The 20,038-nt window shown below is 69.3% G+C and carries 20 protein-coding genes and 5 pseudogenes; 12 read left to right on the top strand and 13 right to left on the bottom strand.

Annotated features, from left to right (window positions below; translation table 11 throughout):
• Window positions 1–14 precede the first annotated feature (14 nt).
• The 5 genes and pseudogenes from MBEBAB_RS08905 to ccmA form a co-directional block, all read right to left on the bottom strand.
• Entirely contained in the window at window positions 15–563 is a 549-nt protein-coding gene (locus MBEBAB_RS08905) for a DsbE family thiol:disulfide interchange protein (protein ID WP_021697638.1), read from the bottom strand.
• A complete protein-coding gene (gene ccmD, locus MBEBAB_RS08900; protein WP_021697637.1) occupies window positions 560–709 on the bottom strand; it encodes a heme exporter protein CcmD in 150 nt (49 codons plus the stop codon). Before ccmD ends, MBEBAB_RS08905 begins: the two co-directional genes overlap by 4 nt.
• A gap of 2 nt (window positions 710–711) precedes the next feature.
• Window positions 712–1,434: a heme ABC transporter permease CcmC gene (ccmC, locus tag MBEBAB_RS08895; protein WP_021697636.1), complete on the bottom strand. Its 723-nt coding sequence runs from the start codon at window positions 1,432–1,434 to the stop codon at window positions 712–714.
• A 64-nt stretch (window positions 1,435–1,498) separates the two neighbouring features.
• Window positions 1,499–2,163, bottom strand: a pseudogene (gene ccmB / locus MBEBAB_RS08890) (heme exporter protein CcmB).
• Entirely contained in the window at window positions 2,160–2,777 is a 618-nt protein-coding gene (gene ccmA / locus MBEBAB_RS08885) for a heme ABC exporter ATP-binding protein CcmA (protein ID WP_021697634.1), read from the bottom strand. Before ccmA ends, ccmB begins: the two are co-directional and overlap by 4 nt.
• 187 nt (window positions 2,778–2,964) lie before the next feature.
• Between ccmA and acnA the strand changes: the two genes are divergently transcribed.
• The gene (gene acnA / locus MBEBAB_RS08880) at window positions 2,965–5,661 is read left to right on the top strand and encodes an aconitate hydratase AcnA (protein ID WP_021697632.1); all 2,697 of its coding nucleotides are present in this window, start codon (window positions 2,965–2,967) and stop codon (window positions 5,659–5,661) included.
• Window positions 5,662–5,715: 54 nt separating this feature from the next.
• Here the strand turns inward: acnA and gluQRS are convergent, their stop codons facing one another.
• Together gluQRS and MBEBAB_RS08870 are read right to left on the bottom strand one after the other, a co-directional pair.
• On the bottom strand, window positions 5,716–6,573 hold the full coding sequence (gene gluQRS / locus MBEBAB_RS08875) for a tRNA glutamyl-Q(34) synthetase GluQRS (protein ID WP_021697631.1): 858 nt from the start codon (window positions 6,571–6,573) through the stop codon (window positions 5,716–5,718).
• Window positions 6,574–6,577: 4 nt separating this feature from the next.
• Window positions 6,578–7,528 carry a JmjC domain-containing protein gene (locus MBEBAB_RS08870; RefSeq protein WP_021697630.1) on the bottom strand — a complete coding sequence of 317 codons (951 nt, stop codon included), beginning with the start codon at window positions 7,526–7,528 and terminating at the stop codon, window positions 6,578–6,580.
• Between the two features lie 235 nt (window positions 7,529–7,763).
• Here MBEBAB_RS08870 and MBEBAB_RS08865 point away from each other — a divergent pair, with 235 nt between their 5' ends.
• The 5 genes and pseudogenes from MBEBAB_RS08865 (at window position 7,764) to MBEBAB_RS08845 (ending at window position 10,757) form a co-directional block, all read left to right on the top strand.
• Window positions 7,764–8,417: a DNA-3-methyladenine glycosylase family protein gene (locus MBEBAB_RS08865; protein ID WP_021697629.1), complete on the top strand. Its 654-nt coding sequence runs from the start codon at window positions 7,764–7,766 to the stop codon at window positions 8,415–8,417.
• Window positions 8,417–9,081, top strand: a pseudogene (locus MBEBAB_RS08860) (trimeric intracellular cation channel family protein). The gene MBEBAB_RS08865 and the pseudogene MBEBAB_RS08860 overlap by 1 nt, the downstream one beginning before the upstream one ends.
• 129 nt (window positions 9,082–9,210) lie before the next feature.
• Window positions 9,211–9,771, top strand: coding sequence for an HNH endonuclease (locus MBEBAB_RS08855; protein WP_021697627.1), 561 nt, complete (start codon window positions 9,211–9,213; stop codon window positions 9,769–9,771).
• A gap of 155 nt (window positions 9,772–9,926) precedes the next feature.
• On the top strand, window positions 9,927–10,088 hold the full coding sequence (locus MBEBAB_RS08850; RefSeq protein WP_231379075.1) for a hypothetical protein: 162 nt from the start codon (window positions 9,927–9,929) through the stop codon (window positions 10,086–10,088).
• A gap of 58 nt (window positions 10,089–10,146) precedes the next feature.
• Window positions 10,147–10,757: pseudogene (locus MBEBAB_RS08845) on the top strand (YqgE/AlgH family protein).
• A gap of 3 nt (window positions 10,758–10,760) precedes the next feature.
• On the opposite strand, the gene MBEBAB_RS08840 reads toward MBEBAB_RS08845, so the two are convergent.
• A complete protein-coding gene (locus MBEBAB_RS08840; protein WP_021697624.1) occupies window positions 10,761–11,111 on the bottom strand; it encodes a hypothetical protein in 351 nt (116 codons plus the stop codon).
• Between the two features lie 106 nt (window positions 11,112–11,217).
• Here MBEBAB_RS08840 and MBEBAB_RS08835 point away from each other — a divergent pair, with 106 nt between their 5' ends.
• The 3 genes from MBEBAB_RS08835 (at window position 11,218) to metK (ending at window position 13,092) form a co-directional block, all read left to right on the top strand.
• Window positions 11,218–11,736 (top strand): type 1 glutamine amidotransferase domain-containing protein, encoded by a 519-nt coding sequence (locus MBEBAB_RS08835; protein WP_021697623.1) that lies wholly within the window; start codon window positions 11,218–11,220, stop codon window positions 11,734–11,736.
• Window positions 11,673–11,813 (top strand): hypothetical protein, encoded by a 141-nt coding sequence (locus MBEBAB_RS17570; RefSeq protein WP_242397131.1) that lies wholly within the window; start codon window positions 11,673–11,675, stop codon window positions 11,811–11,813. The genes MBEBAB_RS08835 and MBEBAB_RS17570 overlap by 64 nt, the downstream gene beginning before the upstream one ends.
• Before the next feature lie 88 nt (window positions 11,814–11,901).
• Window positions 11,902–13,092 carry a methionine adenosyltransferase gene (gene metK, locus MBEBAB_RS08830; RefSeq protein ID WP_021697621.1) on the top strand — a complete coding sequence of 397 codons (1,191 nt, stop codon included), beginning with the start codon at window positions 11,902–11,904 and terminating at the stop codon, window positions 13,090–13,092.
• A 1-nt stretch (window position 13,093) separates the two neighbouring features.
• On the opposite strand, the gene ypfJ is transcribed toward metK, so the two are convergent.
• Window positions 13,094–13,930: a KPN_02809 family neutral zinc metallopeptidase gene (gene ypfJ / locus MBEBAB_RS08825; RefSeq protein WP_021697620.1), complete on the bottom strand. Its 837-nt coding sequence runs from the start codon at window positions 13,928–13,930 to the stop codon at window positions 13,094–13,096.
• 68 nt (window positions 13,931–13,998) lie between these two features.
• On the bottom strand, window positions 13,999–14,649 hold the full coding sequence (locus tag MBEBAB_RS08820) for a glutathione S-transferase family protein (RefSeq protein WP_021697619.1): 651 nt from the start codon (window positions 14,647–14,649) through the stop codon (window positions 13,999–14,001).
• 155 nt (window positions 14,650–14,804) lie between these two features.
• On the opposite strand from MBEBAB_RS08820, the gene MBEBAB_RS08815 reads away from it, so the two are divergent.
• A complete protein-coding gene (locus MBEBAB_RS08815) occupies window positions 14,805–15,848 on the top strand; it encodes a ribonucleotide-diphosphate reductase subunit beta (protein ID WP_021697618.1) in 1,044 nt (347 codons plus the stop codon).
• A gap of 202 nt (window positions 15,849–16,050) precedes the next feature.
• Here the strand turns inward: MBEBAB_RS08815 and MBEBAB_RS18385 are convergent.
• From MBEBAB_RS18385 to MBEBAB_RS08805, 3 genes and pseudogenes are all read right to left on the bottom strand, one after another.
• Window positions 16,051–16,422: pseudogene (locus MBEBAB_RS18385) on the bottom strand (methyltransferase domain-containing protein); the annotation flags it as partial.
• Window positions 16,423–16,670: 248 nt separating this feature from the next.
• A complete protein-coding gene (locus MBEBAB_RS18380; RefSeq protein WP_021697617.1) occupies window positions 16,671–17,147 on the bottom strand; it encodes a transcription antitermination factor NusB in 477 nt (158 codons plus the stop codon).
• Window positions 17,144–19,097, bottom strand: a pseudogene (locus MBEBAB_RS08805) (potassium transporter Kup). Before MBEBAB_RS08805 ends, MBEBAB_RS18380 begins: the two are co-directional and overlap by 4 nt.
• A gap of 167 nt (window positions 19,098–19,264) precedes the next feature.
• On the opposite strand from MBEBAB_RS08805, the gene MBEBAB_RS08800 reads away from it, so the two are divergent.
• On the top strand, window positions 19,265–19,720 hold the full coding sequence (locus tag MBEBAB_RS08800) for an Rrf2 family transcriptional regulator (RefSeq protein WP_021697615.1): 456 nt from the start codon (window positions 19,265–19,267) through the stop codon (window positions 19,718–19,720).
• The coding region (locus tag MBEBAB_RS08795) for an SDR family NAD(P)-dependent oxidoreductase (RefSeq protein ID WP_200865117.1) at window positions 19,717–20,038 on the top strand (322 nt) is incomplete at its 3' end. The genes MBEBAB_RS08800 and MBEBAB_RS08795, both read left to right, overlap by 4 nt.

The following is a 20,038-nucleotide window of genomic DNA, read 5'->3' as shown; positions in this document are numbered from 1 at the left end:
GTCTGGAAAAAGGGTTAACGCGACCAGCGCTCGGGGGCGAGACCTTCGGTCAACCGGTCCAGCTCGGCCTGATTCACGATGGGGCCGGAGTGTTTGGCGGTGATGACGCCCCACGGATCGACCGCGAAGGTCTCGGGCACGCCCGAGGATCCCATCTCCAGGCCCAGCCGCCCGTCGGCGTCCACCAGCACCACGGCGAAGGGATCGCCCAGCTCCTCGAGGAAAGCGGCGGTGGCGGCGGGATCGTCCTTGTAGGCCACGCCGATGACTCGCACGCCCTGTTCGCGCAGCGCCATCAGCTGCGGGTGTTCGATGCGGCATGGCGCGCACCAGGAGGCGAAGATGTTGACCACCGTCGGCTGGCCGGCGGCGGCGGTGACCAGGTCGGCCTGGCCCGGCCCAGCCGTTCCATTGGTCAGAACCGGCAGGGTCAGGGCGGGCACGGCCTGACCCACCATGGCGTCAGGCTGATAGGCCGGGTCCCGGCGCAGGGACCAGCCCACGAACAGCACCGCCAGGGCGACCAGCACGATCAGCGGGACGACGGCCAGCCAGCGCTTCATTTGCCCCCCTCCAGCCGATCCAGCTCGCGCTTCCAGCGGCGGGCTGCCATGACGCTCCGCACCACGAGGGCCGCCAGGGCCAAGGCGCTGATGCCCCAGGCGGGCCAGACGAAGGCGGCGTAGGCGCCCATGTCGAGGTCGAGCATCCTTAAGCCTCCTGGGCTGCGCGGGCGCGCATAGTGAGGACACGACGGCGACGCACCTCGGTGCGGATGTCGGTCAACCACAGCGCCGTGAAAAGCATCATATAGGCCAGCCCCATCACCAGCAGCGGCGTCAGGTGGGCTGCAGTCATGGAGGGCCCCTCGGCCCGCAGCAGGGACGCGGGTTGGTGCAGGGTGTTCCACCAGTCCACCGAGAATTTCACGATCGGCAGGTTCACCAGCCCCACCAGCCCCAGCACGGCGGCGGCGCGGGCGGCCTTGGCCTCGTCATCGATGGCGGCGCGCAGGGCCATGTAGGCCACATAGAACAGGAACAGCACCACCACCGAGGTCAGGCGCGCGTCCCACACCCACCAGGCCCCCCACATGGGCTTGCCCCACAGGGAGCCGGTGGCCAGCGCCAGGGCGGTGAACACCGCCCCGGGCAGAGCGGCGGCGCGGGCGGCGGCGTCGGCCAGCGGATGGCGGAACACCAGGGCGAAGAAGGACGACACCCCCAGCGCCACATAGGCGGCCAGGCCCAGCCAGGCGGCCGGCACATGCACGAACATGATCCGCACGGTGTCCAGCTGCTGATAGTCCTCCGGCGCGGTGAAGCTCAGCCATGTTCCGGCGAGCAGCAGCCCCACGGCCGCCGCCCAGACCACGGGCATGAGGGGCCGGGTGAACCGCATGAAGCGATCAGGATTGGCGAGGCCGAAGACCATGGTCAGGGCGCATACGCGCGGGGGACCGCGCGGGCAAGCGGGCGCGGCGCCGCACGGGGCTGCCTCATCCCTGCGCGTTCCGGATGGCGGCCGCCCCTGCCACGGGGCTCAGCGCCACGGCGAACAGGGCGTAGCGCCCAGCAGCGCCAGGGCGGGCCATGGCGAGAGGCCGGTCAGGGCCTGCTCCAGGGCGCCCGCGCCGAAAATCACCGGCGGGATGAACAGGGGCAGCACCACCACGGCGATCAACAGGCCGCCCCGCTTCGACCCCAGCGCCAGGGCCGCGCCCAGCGCTCCGGTGAAGGCGAAGCCCAGACTGCCCAGCAGCGCCGAGCCCAGGATCAGCGGCGCCCAACCCGGATCTGCCCCCAGCGCGATGGCCGCCACCGGTGCGGCGACGGCCAGCGGCAGGCCGATGGCCAGCCATTGGGCCAGGGCCTTGACGGCGAACACCGCCTCCAACGGCAAGGGTCCCAGCGCCAGCAGGTCCAGCGCCCCGTCCTCGAAATCCCGCTCGAACAGCCGTTCCAGCGACAGCAGGCTGGCGAGGGCCAGGGCAATCCAGGCGATCCCGCCCGCCACCGGCTGGAGCACGCGCGGATCGCCGCCGGCCGCCAGCGGCACGATGGCGGTCAACGCCAGAAAGAAACCGCAGGCCAGCAGGGGCCCGCCGCCGCCGCCCCAGGCCAGCGACAGCTCGCGTTTCAGCAGGACGCGGCCCGCGCTCATGACGCCGCCCCCACGTCCAGCGTGTGGCAGGGCAGGTCCAGCGGGTCGTGAACGGCGGCGATCACCATGCCGCCGCCCGCCAGATGGTCCTGCATCAACTGTGTGGCGACGGCGCGCCAGCGGGCGTCCAGCGGGGCCAGAGGCTCGTCCAGCAGCCACAGCGCGCGCGGCGCCGCGATCAGCCGGGCCAGCGACAGCCGCCGCCTCTGCCCCGCCGACAGTTTGCGGGTCTCCAGATCCAGCAGGGGCGCGAGGCCAAGGGCCTCGACCGCAGAATCAATGCCGCCCCGCCCGCACCAGGCGGTCTGAAAGGCCAGCTCCTCGCGCGCGGTGCGGGCGCCCTTCAGCCCTTCCAGATGCCCCAGCAGGTGGATGTGGCGGGCCCGGGCGGTCTCGGGCTCGATCTCGGCTCCAGGCCCTTCCGAAAAGCGCACCGCGCCCGCATCCGGGCGAATGAACCCGGCGATCGCGCGCAGCAGGCTGGTCTTGCCCGCGCCGTTGGCCCCGGTCAGGGCCAGCGCTTCGCCGGCGTCCAGATCGACAGACAGGCCGTGAAACAGCACCCGCTCGCCCCGCGACAGGCCCAGATCGTCGATGCAGAGACGCCCAATCATGTGCGAGCCGTTCGCAATGTCCACGTCGTCGTCGTGGATACATGGACGCCCGCGCCGCTTGGGCTTATATCCAGCCTCGCCGCAGCAGGCTTTCGCCGCGCGCGCCGGGGACCTGTGCGCCCCAGCGCCTGCAGCGCGAACGCGCAACCGGATTGTCGGGCGGCGTAGACCAGAGGAACTCTCCCACATGCCGTCGAACGACAGCCTCAAGACCCGTCAGGACCTTTCCGTCGGGCGCAAGAAGTACGCCTATTACAGCCTTCCCGCCGCCGAGGAAGCCGGTCTGGCCGGGATTTCCCGCCTGCCGCGCTCCATGAAGGTGCTGCTGGAGAACCTTCTTCGCAATGAAGACGGCGTCTCGGTCACCGAGGACGACCTCAAGGCCGTGGCCGCCTGGATCGACAACAAGGGCGCGGTCGAGCACGAGATCGCCTTCCGGCCCGCTCGTGTCCTGATGCAGGACTTCACCGGCGTTCCGGCGGTGGTGGACCTGGCGGCCATGCGCGACGCCATGACGGCCCTGGGCGCCGACCCGGCCCGGATCAATCCGCTGAATCCCGTGGATCTGGTCATCGACCACTCGGTCATGGTCGACCACTTCGGCACCCCCAAGGCGTTCGACCAGAACGTGGACCGCGAATACGAGCGCAACATGGAGCGCTACAAGTTCCTGCGCTGGGGCTCGACCGCCTTCAACAATTTCCGCGTGGTGCCCCCCGGCACCGGCATCTGCCACCAGGTGAACCTCGAGAACCTGGCCCAGACCGTCTGGACCGCCGAGGAAGGCCGCAAGACCGTGGCCTATCCCGACACCGTCGTCGGCACCGATTCCCACACCACCATGATCAACGGCCTTGCCGTTCTGGGCTGGGGCGTCGGCGGCATCGAGGCCGAGGCGGCCATGCTGGGCCAGCCGATCCCCATGCTGATCCCCGAGGTCATCGGCTTCAAGCTGAACGGACGCCTGCCCGAGGGCGCCACGGCCACCGATCTGGTGCTGACCGTCACCCAGATGCTGCGCAAGAAGGGCGTGGTGGGCAAGTTCGTGGAGTTCTTCGGCCCGGGCGTCACCGCCCTGACCATCGAGGACCAGGCCACCATCGCCAACATGGCCCCCGAATACGGCGCCACCTGCGGCTTCTTCCCGGTGTCCCGGGCGACGCTGGACTATCTGACCGCCACGGGCCGCGACAAGGCCCGCGTGGCCCTGGTCGAGGCCTATGCCAAGGCGCAGGGACTGTGGATCGACGAGAACAGCGAAGACCCGGTCTTCACCGACGTGCTGGAACTGGACATGGCCGAGGTCGTGCCGTCGCTGGCCGGTCCCAAGCGTCCGCAGGACAAGGTCGAGCTGACCATCGCCGCCTCGGCGTTCGAAACCGCGCTGGGCGAGGTCTTCAACCGCCCGACGGACGCCCCGCGCGTCGCGGTCGAGGGTGAGAAATTCGACCTCGGCGACGGCGACGTGGTGATCGCCGCCATCACCTCCTGCACCAACACCTCCAACCCCTCGGTGCTGATCGCCGCGGGTCTGGTGGCGCGCAAGGCCCATGCCCTGGGCATGACGGTCAAGCCGTGGGTCAAGACCTCCCTGGCGCCCGGGTCGCAGGTGGTCACCGACTATCTGACGGCCGCCGGCCTGCAGAAGGATCTGGACGCCCTGGGCTTCAACCTGGTGGGCTACGGCTGCACCACCTGCATCGGCAACTCCGGGCCGCTGGACCCGGCCATCTCGAAGACCATCAACGACAACGATCTGGTCGCCACCTCGGTGCTGTCGGGCAACCGCAATTTCGAGGGCCGGGTGAACCCGGACGTGCGCGCCAACTACCTGGCCTCGCCGCCGCTGGTGGTGGCCTACGCCCTGGCCGGCTCCATGCGCATCGATGTGGCCACCCAGCCGCTGGGCAAGGACAAGAAGGGCAAGGATGTCTTCCTGAAGGACATCTGGCCGACCAGCGCCGAGATCGCCGAGCTGCAGCGCTCCTGCGTCACGCCCGCGATGTTCGCCAAGCGCTACAAGGACGTCTTCAAGGGCGACAAGCACTGGCAGAAGATCGACGTGGAGGGCGGCCAAACCTACGCTTGGGACGACACCTCCACCTATGTGCGCAACCCGCCCTATTTCGAGGGCCTGTCGATGGAGCCGACCCCGGTCGAGGACATCATCGAGGCGCGCGTGCTGGGGATCTTCGGCGACTCCATCACCACCGACCACATCAGCCCGGCCGGAGCCATCAAGAAGGCCTCGCCCGCCGGCGCCTATCTGACCGAGCACGGCGTCGACCCGCTGGACTTCAACAGCTACGGCGCGCGCCGGGGCAACCACGAAGTCATGATGCGCGGCACCTTCGCCAACATCCGCATCCGCAACAAGATCACCCCGGAGATCGAGGGCGGGGTGACCAAGCACTTCCCGTCGGGCGACACCATGTCGATCTATGACGCGGCCATGCGCTATCAGGCCGAGGGTCGTCCGCTGGTGGTGTTCGCCGGCAAGGAATACGGCACCGGCTCGTCGCGCGACTGGGCGGCCAAGGGCACCAACCTGCTGGGCGTGCGCGCGGTCATCGCCGAGAGCTATGAGCGCATCCACCGCTCCAATCTGATCGGCATGGGCGTGGTCCCGCTGCAGTTCAAGCAGGACGGCTGGACCCGTCTGGGCCTGACCGGCGAGGAGATCGTCACCATCCGCGGCCTGTCGGACGTCAACACTGGCAAGCTCAAGCCCCGTCAGGAGCTGTGGGTCGAGCTGTTCCGCCCGTCGGACGGCAAGATGGCCCGCTTCCCGGTGCGCTGCCGCATCGATAACCAGACCGAGCTGGAATACTTCAAGGCCGGCGGCGTCATGCCGTTCGTGCTGCGGAATCTGGCCCGGGGCTGATCGTCTCCGGACTGAAATGACCAAGGGCCGGAGCCTCGCTGCTCCGGCCCTTTTTCATGCCGCGTCGGGAAAGCCGAGCTCCGCCCTGAGCCCCCGCGCCGTCATCCCGCCCGCCCGGAGTTCGGCCAGGGTTTGCGACCGGTCGCGCTTGGCGTAGCGCTTGCCGTCCGGTCCGGTCAGCAGGCGGTGGTGGCAATAGACCGGCGCGGGCCAGTCCATCAGCGCCTGGATCAGACGCTGGATGTGGGCGGCCTCGAACAGGTCATGGCCCCGGATCACATGGGTGACGCCCTGCAGCGCGTCGTCGTGGGTCGCCGCCAGATGATAGGCCACGCCCGCATCCTTGCGCGCGAGCACCACATCCCCGGCCGTCTCCTGCCGGGCGCGGATCACGCCCGTCTCGCCATCCGGTCCGGCGCCCTCCTCATGGAAGGCCAGATCTTCCCAGACGCCGCCCAGAGCGTCCCGCGCCCGGTCCAGCGACAGGCGCCAGGCGAACGGCCGCCCCTCGTCCAGCAGCCGCGCTTCCTCGTCCGGAGGGTGCGGGCCGGGCCGCGCCGCGTCGGCGGGCCCGTGGGGCGCCTGCCCGATGTCCGCCATGATCTCGCGGCGGGTGCGGAAACAGCGATACAGCAGGCCGCGCGCGTTCAGGTTGTCGATGACGGCGGCGTAGTCGCCAAGGTGATCGGACTGGCGCCGCACCGGCGTCTCCCAATCCAGCCCCAGCCAGGCCAGATCCTCGAAAATCGCGGCCTCGTATTCGGGCCGACAGCGGGTCTGGTCGATGTCCTCGATGCGCAGGATGAAGCGCCCCTCTTCGGCGCGCGCCGCCGCCCCGGCGGTCAGGGCCGAGAAGGCGTGGCCCCGGTGCAGCAGGCCGGTGGGCGACGGGGCGAAGCGGGTGATGAACACCGGCTCAGGCGCGCCGCAGGGCGCCGGCCTTCTCGGCCCCCTCGACGGCCGCGCGGAGGTCCGCTTCCGCGACGAAGTCGAACTGGGCGATCATGTCCTCCAGCGCGAACCTGGGCTGGGTCATGGCCCAGTCGATCGCCAGGCGCGCCGGTCCGCTGACCACGGGCGGCGCCAGCCCGGTGGCGGCGTAGAAGGTCAGGGTCTGACGTCGGGGCAGGTCATAGGCCGGAAGGCGCGGCCGCAGCCGCTGCTGGGCCATGGCCACCTCGTCCCGGAAGGCCGGACTGGCCGCCAGCTCCGAAAGGCGTCGCCCCAGATCGGCGAGCCGCCCGGCCAGGGCCGCGCCCCCGTCGCGGTCTGCCGGCGGCAGCCAAGCGCGGAACGCGGGGTCCTGCATGGCGGCCGGCTCCAGCAGGCGGAACAGGATGCGCCCGTAAAGCGGGGTCACCGACAGGGTCACATGCAGCGACGGTCCGTCCACCGCCAGGGCGTCGTGGTACCAGCCGCGCGGCAGGTAGAGCACGTCGCCGGGGCGCATGCGCACCTCCTGCATCACCGGCCCGGCGTTGCGCGCCAGCCAGTCGCGGGCCGACTCCCCTTCACCGGGGTAATCCACCGGATCCTCGGCGCGGTTCCGATACAGCCGCCAGACCTTTTCCCCCTCGGTCTGGATCGCGAAGACGTCGTGCAGGTCATAGTGGGGGCCGAACCCCCGCACGCCCTGGAAGGAGCAATAGACGTTGGCCGCCACCGAGGCCGCGAAGGTTTCGCGCAGCATGTCGCAGACGGCGCGCAGTTCCGGCGTCAGCTCGCCCGCCTCATTGGCGATGACGGTCGCGCCCATGGCCATCATCACCTGGACCTTGGCCGGTGACGGCCTGACCACGGGGCCGGCCAGGGTCTGCACCTCGGCGCAGTAGGCGTCCGCCGCGATGGGCTGGCCGTTGTGAACCATCTGGAGGTTCGTGTGGGTCCAGAGGGACGCCTGCCCAGCAGGCCGTTGAAGGTGTCCCAGTCCAGCAGGGCCCGCTTGTCTGCGCCGTCGGCCGCTGGAATATGCAGCGGCTTTCGGCCGTCATGGTCCGAGAGGAATTGATCCGGCGTCATCGGCGCCAGAAGATCGACAAGGGTGCGCATGGTCGGACGCTAGCGCCGGACCGTGCCCCTGTCGATCACGCCAGGAGGCGCCCGTGCCCGTCATCGCCCCCGATCCCGACGCCGTCGCCGCCGCCCGCGCCGACCTGGCCCAGGCCGACCCCGCCCTGGCGCGCGCCCATGCCATGACGCCAGCGTTCGAATGGCGCCTGCGTCCCGGCGGGTTCGAGGGCCTGTTCCGCATGATCGTCGAGCAGCAGGTGTCGGTGGCCGCCGCCGCCTCCATCTGGCGTCGCGTGGGCGAAGGGCTGGGCGAGATTACGCCGGAAGCCGTGCTGGCCCGGGACATCGATTCCCTGCGCGCCTTCGGCCTGTCCGGCCAGAAGGCGAAATACGGTCAGGAGATCGCCCGCGCCCAGGCCGACGGCCGCATCGACCTGGAGCACATGCAGACCCTGGGCGACGACGAGGCGGTCGCCGCCCTGACCGCCATCAAGGGCGTCGGCAAGTGGACGGCCGAGACCTATCTGATGTTCTGCGAAGGGCGCCTGGACGTGTTCCCCGGCGGCGACGTGGCCTTGCAGGAAGCCATGCGCTGGGCCGACGGGGCCGACGACCGTCCCAACGAAAAGACCGCCTATCTGCGGGCTGAAATCTGGCGGCCCCACCGGGGTGTGGCCGCGCATCTGCTGTGGGCGTGGTATGGCGGGGTCAAGCGCGGCGAGATCGTGCTGGATGAGACCGCCTGATGACCCGATCGATCCTGGGCCTGACCCCGCCCGACCTGCCCATCGCCGACATCGCGCCCCTCGCGGCGCTGGACCTCGTGGGCGTCGCCGTGTTTGCCGCCACCGGGGCGCTGGCCGCCGCGCGCGACCGGCATGATCTGGTGACCATGACCTTCTTCGCCGCCGTCACCGGGGTGGGTGGCGGCACCTGCGGGACCTGTTGATCGGGGCGCCGGTGTTCTGGGTGGTGGACTGGCGCTACATCGCCATGTGCATCGCCGCCAGCGTCATCGTCTGGCTGCTGGGGCCTCGCCCCTGGCGCTTCAGGCTTCTGCTGTGGCTCGACGCCTTCGGCCTGGCCGCCTACGGCGTGATCGGCGCCGCCAAGGCCGAAGCCTGGGGCGCCGCGCCTCTGATCTGCATCGTCATGGGCGCCCTGACCGCCTGTTTCGGCGGAGTGGTGCGCGACCTTCTGGCTGGCCAGCCCTCCGTGCTTCTGCGGCGCGAGATCGTGGTTTCGGCGGCGCTGGCTGCGGCGACCGCTTTCGTGATGCTGACCGCCCTGGGCGTGAGCACATGGCTCGCCGCCGCCGTCGCGACCGCCGTGGGCTTCATTCTGCGCGCGGGCGCCTTGAAGTGGGGCTGGAGCCTGCCCTCGTTTCCCGAGACGCCGCTGAAGTCCTGAAGCGTGTTCGTCAGGTCATGGCGGCGTCATCGAATCGGGTCTAGGATCAATTTGTTCCGAGCGTGAAGGAGGGCGTGTCTTCAGTCCCGTCGCCTCGATCCTCTCCGTATTTCGCGCGGGAGGGGCCTGATGCAGGTCCTGTCCCGGCCGCCGTCCGGTTTTCCCGCCCTGGTGCTGAACGCCGATTTCCGGCCGCTGTCCTATTATCCCCTTTCCGTCTGGCCCTGGCAGGAAGTGGTCAAGGCGGTGTTCCAGGAACGGGTGGACGTGGTCTCCACCTACGACAAGGTGGTGCGCAGCCCCTCGCTGGAATTCCAGCTGCCCAGCGTCATCGCGCTGAAAAGCTACATCGATCAGGACCGCCAGCCCGCCTTCACCCGCTTCAACGTCTTCCTGCGCGACGGCTTCCTCTGCCAGTACTGCGGATCCGGTTCGGACCTGACCTTCGACCATGTGCTGCCGCGCTCCCAGGGCGGGACCACCAGCTGGGAGAACATCGTCGCCGCCTGCGCCCCCTGCAATCTCAGGAAGGGCGGGCGCACGCCCCGTCAGGCCGACATGCCCATCCGTCGCGATCCCTTCCGGCCCAACAGCTGGCAGCTTCAGGATCTGGGCCGCCGCTTCCCGCCCAACTATCTGCACCAGAGCTGGCTGGACTACCTCTACTGGGACATCGAACTGGAACCCTGAGGGTCGCCGGTCTTCCTTTCCAGTCGGCGACGACGCCTCACCCGGCGAAGCGAAATGCCGCATGACCTTGCCAACCGCCTGCCAGACGCGCAGGTAACCCGCAGGACCAATAGCTTGCTGGGCGTGTCGTGACTGAAGCTGAACGTATTGAGGCCTTGCTCGATCTTGTCGACGCCGAGCGCTCAGAAAGCGCCGACCGCAGCGCCCAGCTCACCGTCCTTGGCCTTGTCGAGCGCGTCGGGCGCAACGGCTACCGTCCGACCACCGCCGGGTGGAACCTGCTGGGCGAGCGGGGACGCGCCTTCCGCACCGATTGACCGAGACCCGGCCGCGCCGGGATCACAGCCGGGGCCGGGGAGGTGAGCGCCGGGACGGATGCACCTTGCATCCGCCGAAGCCGCCCCCGATGATGACGCCATGTCGGAATTCCAGTCCCTCGCGGGCAAACTGCTGGTGGCCATGCCGGGCATCGGCGATCCGCGCTTCGAACATGCCGTGATCCTGATCTGCGCCCATCAGGCGGACCACGCCATGGGTCTGCGCCTGGACCGGCCTGCTCCCGGCGTTACCCTCAGGACCGTGCTGCAGAAGCTGGAGATGGAGGGCGCGGAGCTGGCGACGGATCAGGCTGTGCTCATGGGCGGGCCGGTGGATCGGGAGCGGGGTTTCGTGCTGCACACCAGCGACTGGACCGCGCCGGACGCCTCCCTGCCGGTGGGCGAGGGCCTGGCCATCACCGCCACCCGCGAGGCCCTGGCGGCCATGACGGATGACGAGACCCGCCCCGAGCGCTCCGTGCTGGTTCTGGCTACGCCGGCTGGGGCGAGGGGCGGATCGAGGACGAGCTGACCGAAAACGTCTGGCTCACCGCCGAGCCGACCGCGGACCTGCTGTTCGATGCCGATCACACGACCAAGTGGAGCCGGGCCCTGGCGGGCATCGGCGTGGACGCGGCCATGCTGTCCGCCCATGGCGGCCGGGCCTGAGGCTCAGTCGGGCGCCCGCTCGAGCCAGTCGTCGATCTGGGTCACGGCCTCGCGCGTGCGGCGGTGGCGTTCGGTCGTCACGGCCGGATCGCCGGGCGGGACCGCCTGCTCCACATAGGGCGTGGGCGGCTGACGGGCGGCCTCCAGATCGCGCAGGGTCAGGCGCGTTTCGGTGTCGAGACGACGGGCCGTGTCGGCGCGGGCCTCAGCCTGAAGGCGCAGACTCTCCATCCGGGCCTGGTGCCGCTCGACCTGATAGCGGTGCGGGTCCGTCCCATAGGGCGCGATCTGGGCATGCGCCGCGCCGGAGGCGGTCAGCAGGCCGATCAGGATCAGTCCGGTCAGGGTGCGCATGCTCACAAGATGCGGCCTGCCCGCCCGTTCTCCAAGCGTGGCCGCAACCCATGACCGTCTCCCGGGTTGGTCAGGCTCATGCGAGCAACCACAGGAGGACCGCATCATGGCCCAGACCCTCAAGGGCAAGACCATCGCCATCCTGGCCACGGATGGCTTTGAACAGGTCGAGCTGACGGAACCCATGAAGGCGCTCAAGGACGCCGGCGCGACCGTGGAGATCGTGTCGCCCAGGCAGGGCGAGATCCAGGGGTTCAACCATTTCGACAAGGGCGACGCCTTCAAAGTGGACCGCGCCGTTAGCGCGGCGGACGCCTCGGCCTACGCCGGTCTGATGCTGCCGGGCGGCGCCCATAACCCCGACACCCTGCGCGTCGATGAGGACGCCCTGAAATTCGTGCGCGCCTTCTTCGACGCCGGCAAGCCGGTGGCCGCGATCTGCCACGCGCCCTGGATCCTGATCGATGCGGGCGTGGTCGAGGGCCGCAAGCTGACCAGCTACAAGACCATCCGCACAGACCTGCGAAACGCGGGCGCGAGGTGGTGGACGAAGAGGTGGTCGTGGACGAAGGCCTGGTCACCAGCCGCGATCCCGACGACCTGCCCGCCTTCTGCGCCAAAATGATCGAGGAGTTCGCCGAAGGCCGTCACGAAGGTCAGGCCGAGGCGGCGCAGGAGGCCGACCGGCCCGTCGCCCACTGAGGAACCTGCGGCTCATGGTCGAGAACGCTTGAAGATATAAGGATATCTTTATATGGCTGACGCTCCCTCGAATACCGGAGCCTCGCCCGTGAGCCGCACCTCCTACGTCTTCACCTCGGAAAGCGTGTCCGAAGGCCACCCCGACAAGGTGTCCGACCGCATCTCCGACACCATTGTCGACCTGTTCATGGCCAAGGACCCGGAGGCCCGGGTGGCCTGCGAGACCCTGACCACCACCAATCGGGTGGTGCTGGCCGGTGAGATCCGCGGCAAGGGCATCTGGGAGAACGGGGCCTGGGCGCCGGGCGTCGAGAAAGAGATCGAGGACGCCGTGCGCGCCGCCGTCAAGGACATCGGCTACGAGCAGGACGGCTTCCACTGGAAGACCCTGACCTTCGAAAATCACCTGCACGGCCAGTCCGCCGACATCGCCGTGGGCGTCGACGCCGCCGACGGCAAGGACGAGGGCGCGGGCGACCAGGGCATCATGTTCGGCTACGCCTCGAACGAGACCCCCGAGCTGATGCCCGCCACCCTGGCCTACAGCCACCGCATCCTGAAGCGTCTGGCTGAGCTGCGCCACGGCGGCGAGAAGCGTCTGGAGCCCGACGCCAAGAGCCAGGTCAGCCTGTTCTACGAGAACGGCGTCCCGGTGCGCGCCACCGCCATCGTCGTCTCGACCCAGCACGCGAAGGGCATGACCCAGGCCGACGTGGCCGCTCTGGTCAAGCCGGTGGTGGCCGAGGTGCTGCCCGAGGGCTTCATCACCGACGAGACCGTCTGGCACATCAATCCCACCGGCGTCTTCGAGATCGGCGGCCCGGACGGCGACGCCGGCCTGACCGGCCGCAAGATCATCGTCGACACCTACGGCGGCGCCTCGCCCCACGGCGGCGGCGCCTTCTCGGGCAAGGACTGCACCAAAGTGGACCGCTCGGCCGCCTATGCGGCCCGCTATCTGGCCAAGAACGTGGTGGCGTCCGGCCTGGCCGACCGCTGCACCATCCAGCTCAGCTACGCCATCGGCGTGGCTGAGCCCCAGTCGGTCCACGTGGACCTGCACGGCACCGGCAAGATTTCCGAGGAAGTGCTGGAGCGCGAACTGCCCGCCATGATCGGCGGCGCCACGCCCCGCGCCATCCGCGAGCATCTGGGCCTGAACCGGCCCATCTACGCCCGCACCGCCGCCTATGGCCACTTCGGCCGCGAGCCGGACGCCGACGGCGGCTTCAGCTGGGAACGCACCGACCTGACCGACAAGCTGAAGGCCCTGGCCTGATCTACAGCCTCGCGAAGGTGTCGCAGGCGGCGGGGTCGCCCGAGTCATAGCCCCGCCGCAGCCACTCCATGCGCTGGGCCGAGGTGCCGTGGGTGAAGCTCTCCGGGCTGGCCCGGCCGCCGGACAGGCGGTCGTCGCCGATAGCCGAGGCGGCGGTCATGCCTTCTTCAAGGCTGCCCGCCTCCAGCGCCACCGCGCCGCCCGAGACGGCGGCGGCGTTGGCCGCCCAGACGCCCGCATAGCAGTCGGCCTGAAGCTCCAGCGCCACCGAGTAACGGTTCGCCTCGCCTTCCGAACGAGCCCGGCTCTGGGCCTGGCGCACCTGATCCGAGGCGCCCGTCAGGGTCTGGACGTGGTGGCCGATCTCGTGGGCGATCACATAGGCCTTGGCGAAGTCCCCGCCGGCGCCCAGCTGCTCGCTCATCACCTGCCAGAAGCCCAGGTCCAGATAGACCGTCCGGTCCGCCGGGCAGTAGAACGGCCCCATCGCCGCCTGGCCGTATCCGCACCCGTCGGTTGACGTGCCCTGTTCGTACAGAACGAAGCCCGGCGCCTGATAGCCCGGCATCTGCGACGCCCAGACGTCGTTGACGTTGGTGCCGATGACGTCGACGAACAGGCCTGCCTCGTCCTCGGGCGTGCCGACCTCGCCGCGTTCGGCCTGGCCCAGCCCGCCCAGCTGGCCGGCCACCTGGGTGGTGACCTGGGGGTCGATGCCGAACACCAGATAAACGATGATCCCCAGCACGGCCGCGCCGATGCCGCCGCCGGCGACCCCCGCGCCCATGCCGCGCCGGTCCTCGATGCCGCCGCCCCGCCGTCCGCCTCTCCAGCGCATGCGCCGTCTCCCATCCTGCCGATGCCGTTCAAGCTATGCCGGAACGCAGCACGAAGGGAAGGGATGCCTCACCCCTCCCAGCCCGCCTCGAAGGGAAAGCGGCGGGGCCAGAAGTCCGCCAGTTCGGGCAGGGCGTCCACGCGGCGGACCACCTGGCTCATCTTCGGCGCCTCGGCATGGAAGCGCCGCCGTCGGGGCGTCCAGCGGCTGGCCACCGCCACATAGAGATCCAGCACCGTCAGATGGTCGCCCAGGATGAAGTCGCCGGGCTGCACCTGGGCGTCCATCACGGCCCAGCAGGCGGCGATGCGCGCGGCGGTGCGGTTCCGCACGATCGCCTGCATCGCCTCGTCGTCGCCCACCAGCCTCGAGGGCTCGTCGCGCACCCAGAACATGGAATAGATCGCGGCGGGGATGAAGCTCATCCAGCGCAGGAACTGGGCCCGGCGCGGGTCGTCCGGCGCGGGCGCCAGCCTCGCCTCGGGATGGTTGTCGGCCAGCCAGATCAGGATGGCGGCGCTTTCAGTGATGGTCTCTCCGTCCGGCGTGATCAGGGCCGGGATCTGGCGCATGGGATTGACCGGGGCCACCCGATCCCGTTGCGCCTCGCCCTCCCAGGTCGGCGCCTCCACCACCTCATGATCGATGCCGAGCAGCGTCAGGGCCGCCTCCACCGGGACCGAACCGGAGCCGGCGGCGCCGTAGACGGTGAAACTCATCCCCAGGTTCCTCCCCATCAAATCCGCGCCGACACACCAGATATGGGGGCTGCGGAAAAAGTGATCGCAATATAGCCGTATTCTGACTTGGCGCCGGGCGGCCGGGCCATCATGGTGAAGACCGCTCCGCCGCCCGAGTCGCATTCGAGAATACCATGAACGCCATCACCCCGATCCGTTCCGATCTGCCCGGTCTGCTGACCGCCTCAGCCGCCTACAAGCCGTTCCGCTATCCGTGGGCGTTCGACATGTGGAAGAAGCAGCAGCAGGTCCACTGGATGCCCGAAGAGGTGCCGCTGGGCGAGGACTGCAAGGACTGGGCGACCCGGCTGGACGACGGCGAGCGCAACCTGCTGACCCAGATCTTCCGCTTCTTCACCCAAGCGGACATCGAGGTGCAGGACAACTACATGGAGCGCTACGGCCGGGTCTTCAAACCGACCGAAGTGAAGATGATGCTGGCCTCCTTCGCCAACATGGAGACCATCCACATCGCGGCCTACGCCCTGCTGCTCGAGACCATCGGCATGCCCGAGAGCGAGTTCGGCGCCTTCATGGAATACGAGGCCATGAAGGACAAGCACGACTACATGGGCCAGTTCGGGGTCGACACTGACGCCGACATCGCCCGCACCCTGGCCATGTTCGGAGGCTTCTCCGAAGGGCTGCAGCTGTTCGCCAGCTTCGCCATGCTGATGAACTTCCCGCGCTTCAACAAGATGAAGGGCATGGGCCAGATCGTCAGCTGGTCGGTGCGCGACGAGAGCCTGCACTGCGAGGGCATCATCAAGCTGTACCACGCCTTCAACCATGAGACCGGCGCGGTGACCAGGGCCGTGGCCGACGACATCGTCGACTGCTGCAAGACCGTGGTGGACATGGAGGACAAGTTCATCGACCTGGCCTTCGAGACCGGGCCGGTGCAGGGCATGACCCCGGACGACATCAAGAAATACATCCGCTTCATCGCCGACTGGCGCCTGCGCCAGCTCAAGCTGCCCGAGGTCTACGGCGCGACCGAGAACCCCCTGCCGTGGCTGCAGTCGATGCTGTCGGGGGTCGAGCACGCCAATTTCTTCGAGGCCCGCGCCACGGAATACTCCAAGGCCGCCACCAAGGGCGCCTGGCACGGCGCCGAGGGCGTCTGGGACTCCTTCGACGCCCTGATGAAGAAGCGCACGGAAGGCGCGGAGGTCTAGAGCCTGATTTAGGCCTGGACCCGCTCCAGCCGGGCGACGAAGAAGCCGTCCAGGCCCCCGTGCTCGCTCCACATGGACGGCAGGATGCGCAACCAGCCTCGCTGGCCAAGGCTTCGGGCGGCGCGCCCACGGCGGCCGGGTCGGCGGGGGCAAGGCTGAAGTCGGTGTGGCGGCGCAAGAAGGCGATGATCTGGCTCTCGCCCTCCTCGCGCTCCAGCGAACAGACGCAATAGACCATCCGTCCGCCGGGCTTCACCCGTGCAGCGGCGGCGTCCAGCAGGCGATGCTGCACATCCGCCAGATCGGCCACGTCGGCGGGGCGCGTGCGGCGCAGGGCCTCGGGATTGCGGCGATAGGTGCCGGTGGCGGTGCACGGCGCATCCAGCAGCACGGCGTCGAAGGTCCGCGCATCCTCCCAGTCCTCGGCCGGAACGGCGACCGCCTCGGCGGTCAGGCCGGTGCGCTCAAGGTTCTGGGTCAGGCGGCGCAGGCGCGACTCTGACCGATCCAGCGCCGTGACCGCGGCGCCCGCCGCGGCCAGCTGCAGGGTCTTGCCCCCCGGCGCGGCGCACATATCCAGCGCGCTCTCGCCCGGCTTCACGTCCAGCAGGCGGGCCGGCACGGCGGCGGCGGCGTCCTGGATCCACCAGCTTCCGTCGGCGAAGCCCGGCCATTCGGCGATGTCGCCGCGCCGGGTCGTCCGCACCGAACCGCCGGGCAGGACCACGCCCTCCAGCGCCTCGGCCAGAGCGGGAGCGTCCGCGCCGGGCTTCAGGCTCAGGTCCGTGGCCGGCTCGACCCGTCCAGCCTCGGCCAGGGCGATCAAGGTGTCCACGCCAAAGGCGCCCGCCAGCGGGCGGCGATCCAGTCGGGCAGATTGGCTTCGGCGGCGGTCTTGTCCGGCCCGTCCCGGCCGATGCCGCGCAGCACCGCATTGACCAGACCCTTGTAGGGCCGCGTCTTGACGTCCCGCTCGGCCAGCTTCACTGCGCTGGACACCGCCGCGAAGTCCGGCGTGTTCAGCACCATGGTCTGGGCCAAAGCCACGCGCAGGATGGTGCGCACCGCCAGCGGCGGACCCTTCTTCAGGCGGCGGTCGAGGATGGCGTCGATCTCGCCCAGACGACGCAGGGCGGCCATGGCCACGGCCCGGGCGAAGGCGCGATCCTGGGGCGACAGGCCCTTGAGCTCGCGGAAGTTCAGCGCCTCGTCCATGCCGCCGCGCCGCTCCAGCGCCGCGTTCAGCAGCACGCCGGCGGCGATGCGGGCCTCGATGCCCGCCTCGTTCGTTTCACTCAAACCGTCACCTGCGTGCCCATCTCGACCACGCGGCCGGCGGGGATATGGAAGAAGTCCGTGGGATTGGCGGCGTTTCGCATCAGGAACACATACAGCTTGTCCTGCCAGTGCGGCATGTTCTTGCCCGGCGCGGGGGCCACGGAGCGGCGGCCCAGGAAGAAGCTGGTCGACATGATGTCGAACTTCAGCCCCTGCTTGCGGCACAGGCCCAGGGCCTTGGGCACATTGGGGCTCTCCATGAAGCCGTAGTTGATGGTCAGGCGCTTGAAGTCGTCGTTGATGATCTCGATCTCGACCCGCTTCTCCTTGGACACGCGCGGGCGGTCCTGGGTGCGCACCGTCAGGATGATGTTCTTCTCGTGCAGCACCTTGTTGTGCTTGAGATTATGCATCAGGGCCACCGGCGCCACGTCCGGGTCCGAGGTCAGGAAGATGGCCGTGCCGGGCGCCGGTACGGCGGTCGGGCGCCCAGCATCTCGATCAGGTCCGCCATGGGCAGGCTGTCCTTGCGGGCCTTGTCGGTCAGCAGGCGGGTGCCCCGGGTCCAGGTCCACATGACCATGACGATGGCGCCGCCGATGGCCAGGGGCGCCCAGGCGCCGTCGGGGATCTTCATCAGGTTCGAGCCGAAGAAGGCGATGTCGATGATCAGGAACGGGGTCAGGGCCAGGATGCTGACCAGCAGGCTGCGCTTCCACATGTAACGCACGATGAAGAAGGCCAGCAGGCTGTCCACGAACATGGCGCCGGTGACCGCCACGCCGTAGGCGCCGCCAGCTGGGAGGAGGTGGGGAACATGGCCAGCAGCAGCAGCACCCCGGCCAGCATCATCATGTTCACCGACGGCACGAAGATCTGGCCGGCCTGGGTCTCGGACGTGCGGCGGATGTTCATGCGCGGCAGCAGACCCAGCTGGACCGCCTGCTGGGTGATGGAGAAGGCGCCGGTGATCACCGCCTGGCTGGCGATGATGGTGGCCAGGGTGGCCATGATCAGGATCGGCCAGTAGGCCGCCTGGGGCACCATCATCCAGAACAGGTTCTCGACGGCGGCGGGATGGGACAGGGCCAGGGCGCCCTGTCCGAGATAATTCAGCATCAGGCAGGGCAGGACGAACACCAGCCATCCGGCGCGGATGGGCGCCTTCCCGAAGTGACCCATGTCCGTATAGAGCGCCTCGGCGCCGGTCACCGCGAGGAACACGCTGCCGAGGATGATGAACCCGAGGAAGCCGTTGTCGATCAGGAACAGGATTCCGTAGTGGGGTGAAATGCCCCTGAGGATCGAGACGTCGTCGAAGATGTGCATGATCCCCAGACCCGCGAGGATCAGGAACCAGACGGCGGTGATGGGCCCGAAGGCCTTGGCCAGTCCGGCGGTGCCGCGCGACTGGACCATGAACAGGGCGATCAGGATGCCTGCGGTGATGGGCAGGACGAAGGGCGTGAGAATACGGCCCACGCCGGGCGCCTCGCGCAGCCCCTCCACCGCCGACAGAACCGACACCGCCGGGGTCAGCACGCCGTCGGCGTAGAACAGGGCCGCCCCGCACAGGCCCAGGAAGAAGATCAGCGTCGAACGTCGACCCAACGCCCGCTGGGCCAGCGACATCAGCGACAGGGTGCCGCCTTCGCCCTTGTTGTCCGCCCGCATCAGGAAGATGACGTACTTGACCGTCACCACCAGGATCAGGGCCCAGAAGATCAGGGACAGCACGCCGAGCACCGCCATCTCGGGCGCGCCCGAGGTGCGGGCGAGGGATTCGCGCATGGCGTAGAGCGGGCTGGTGCCGATATCGCCGAACACCACGCCGATGGCGCCCACGGTCAGGGCGAGCAGAGGGCCGCGCCCGTGGCCGGAGCCGTGCGATGTCGAATGTTCGGAAGCGCCGTCTGGCGTGGGCGAAGCGGCGGGGGAGGCGCCGTTTTCGCCGGGAACAGTCCCAGCCATTCAATGATCCTCCGGCGTCGCGGCGGCGACAGCCATCAAAGCGGCGGGGCTTTACGCCCTTTACGCACGGGGTTCAATCGCGGAGGGGCAATTTTTGTTGCGCCGCACAACGGCGCGGGTTTGTGAAACCGGGCTTTCCCCCCTATCTGTTTGGACGGAGCCGGACCATGTCAGACAGCCAGAGATTTCCCGTCGCCGCCCACACCCTGGCCTATCTGGCGCACAAGGGGGCCTTCGACGCGGCCGCCGCCGCGCCGTCCTCGATCCTCGCGGCCTCCATCCCCACCAATCCGGTGGTCATCCGCCGGGTCACGGCCATGCTGGCCCGGGCCGGGCTGATCGCCACCCGTCCGGGCTCCGGCGGCGGCGCCTGGCTGACGCGTCAGCCCGAAACCATCACCCTGGACATGGTGCTCAAGGCCGTGAACGGCTGCGCCCATCTGGGCTCGCCACCCGCCGGGGCCAAAGGCTGCCCCGTAGGCCAGCACATTCCCCGTCAGGTGGCCAAGGCCCTGACTGCGGCCGAGGACGCGGCGGCCCACGCCCTGTCGCGCATCACCATCGCCGACCTGCTGGCCCAGAACCCGCCGTCCCTGGCCGGCATCCGGCTGCCCACTGCGTGAGCGCCCCGACCCCGCGCCCCATGATGTTGATCACCGGCGCCTCGGCCGGGCTGGGCGAAGGCTTCGCGCGCCTGTATGCGGCCCATGGCTGGGACCTGGCCCTGACCGCCCGCCGGGCCGAACGGCTGGAGGCCATCGCCGCCGAGCTGCGCGCCCGCCACGGCGCCCAGGTCCTGACCATCCCGCTGGATCTGGCCGAGCCCGGCGCCCCCGACCGTCTGGTCGATGCTGTGGAGGCCGAGGGCCGCCATGTGGACGGTCTGATCAACAATGCGGGCTACAGCCTGACGGGCGGCTTCCTGAGCCTTTCGCCAGCGC

The sequence above is a fragment of the Brevundimonas abyssalis TAR-001 genome, assembly GCF_000466985.1.
Lineage (GTDB): Bacteria > Pseudomonadota > Alphaproteobacteria > Caulobacterales > Caulobacteraceae > Brevundimonas > Brevundimonas abyssalis.
Note: the sequence above shows the minus strand (reverse complement) of the source record. Positions and strands in the feature narration are given on the sequence as shown.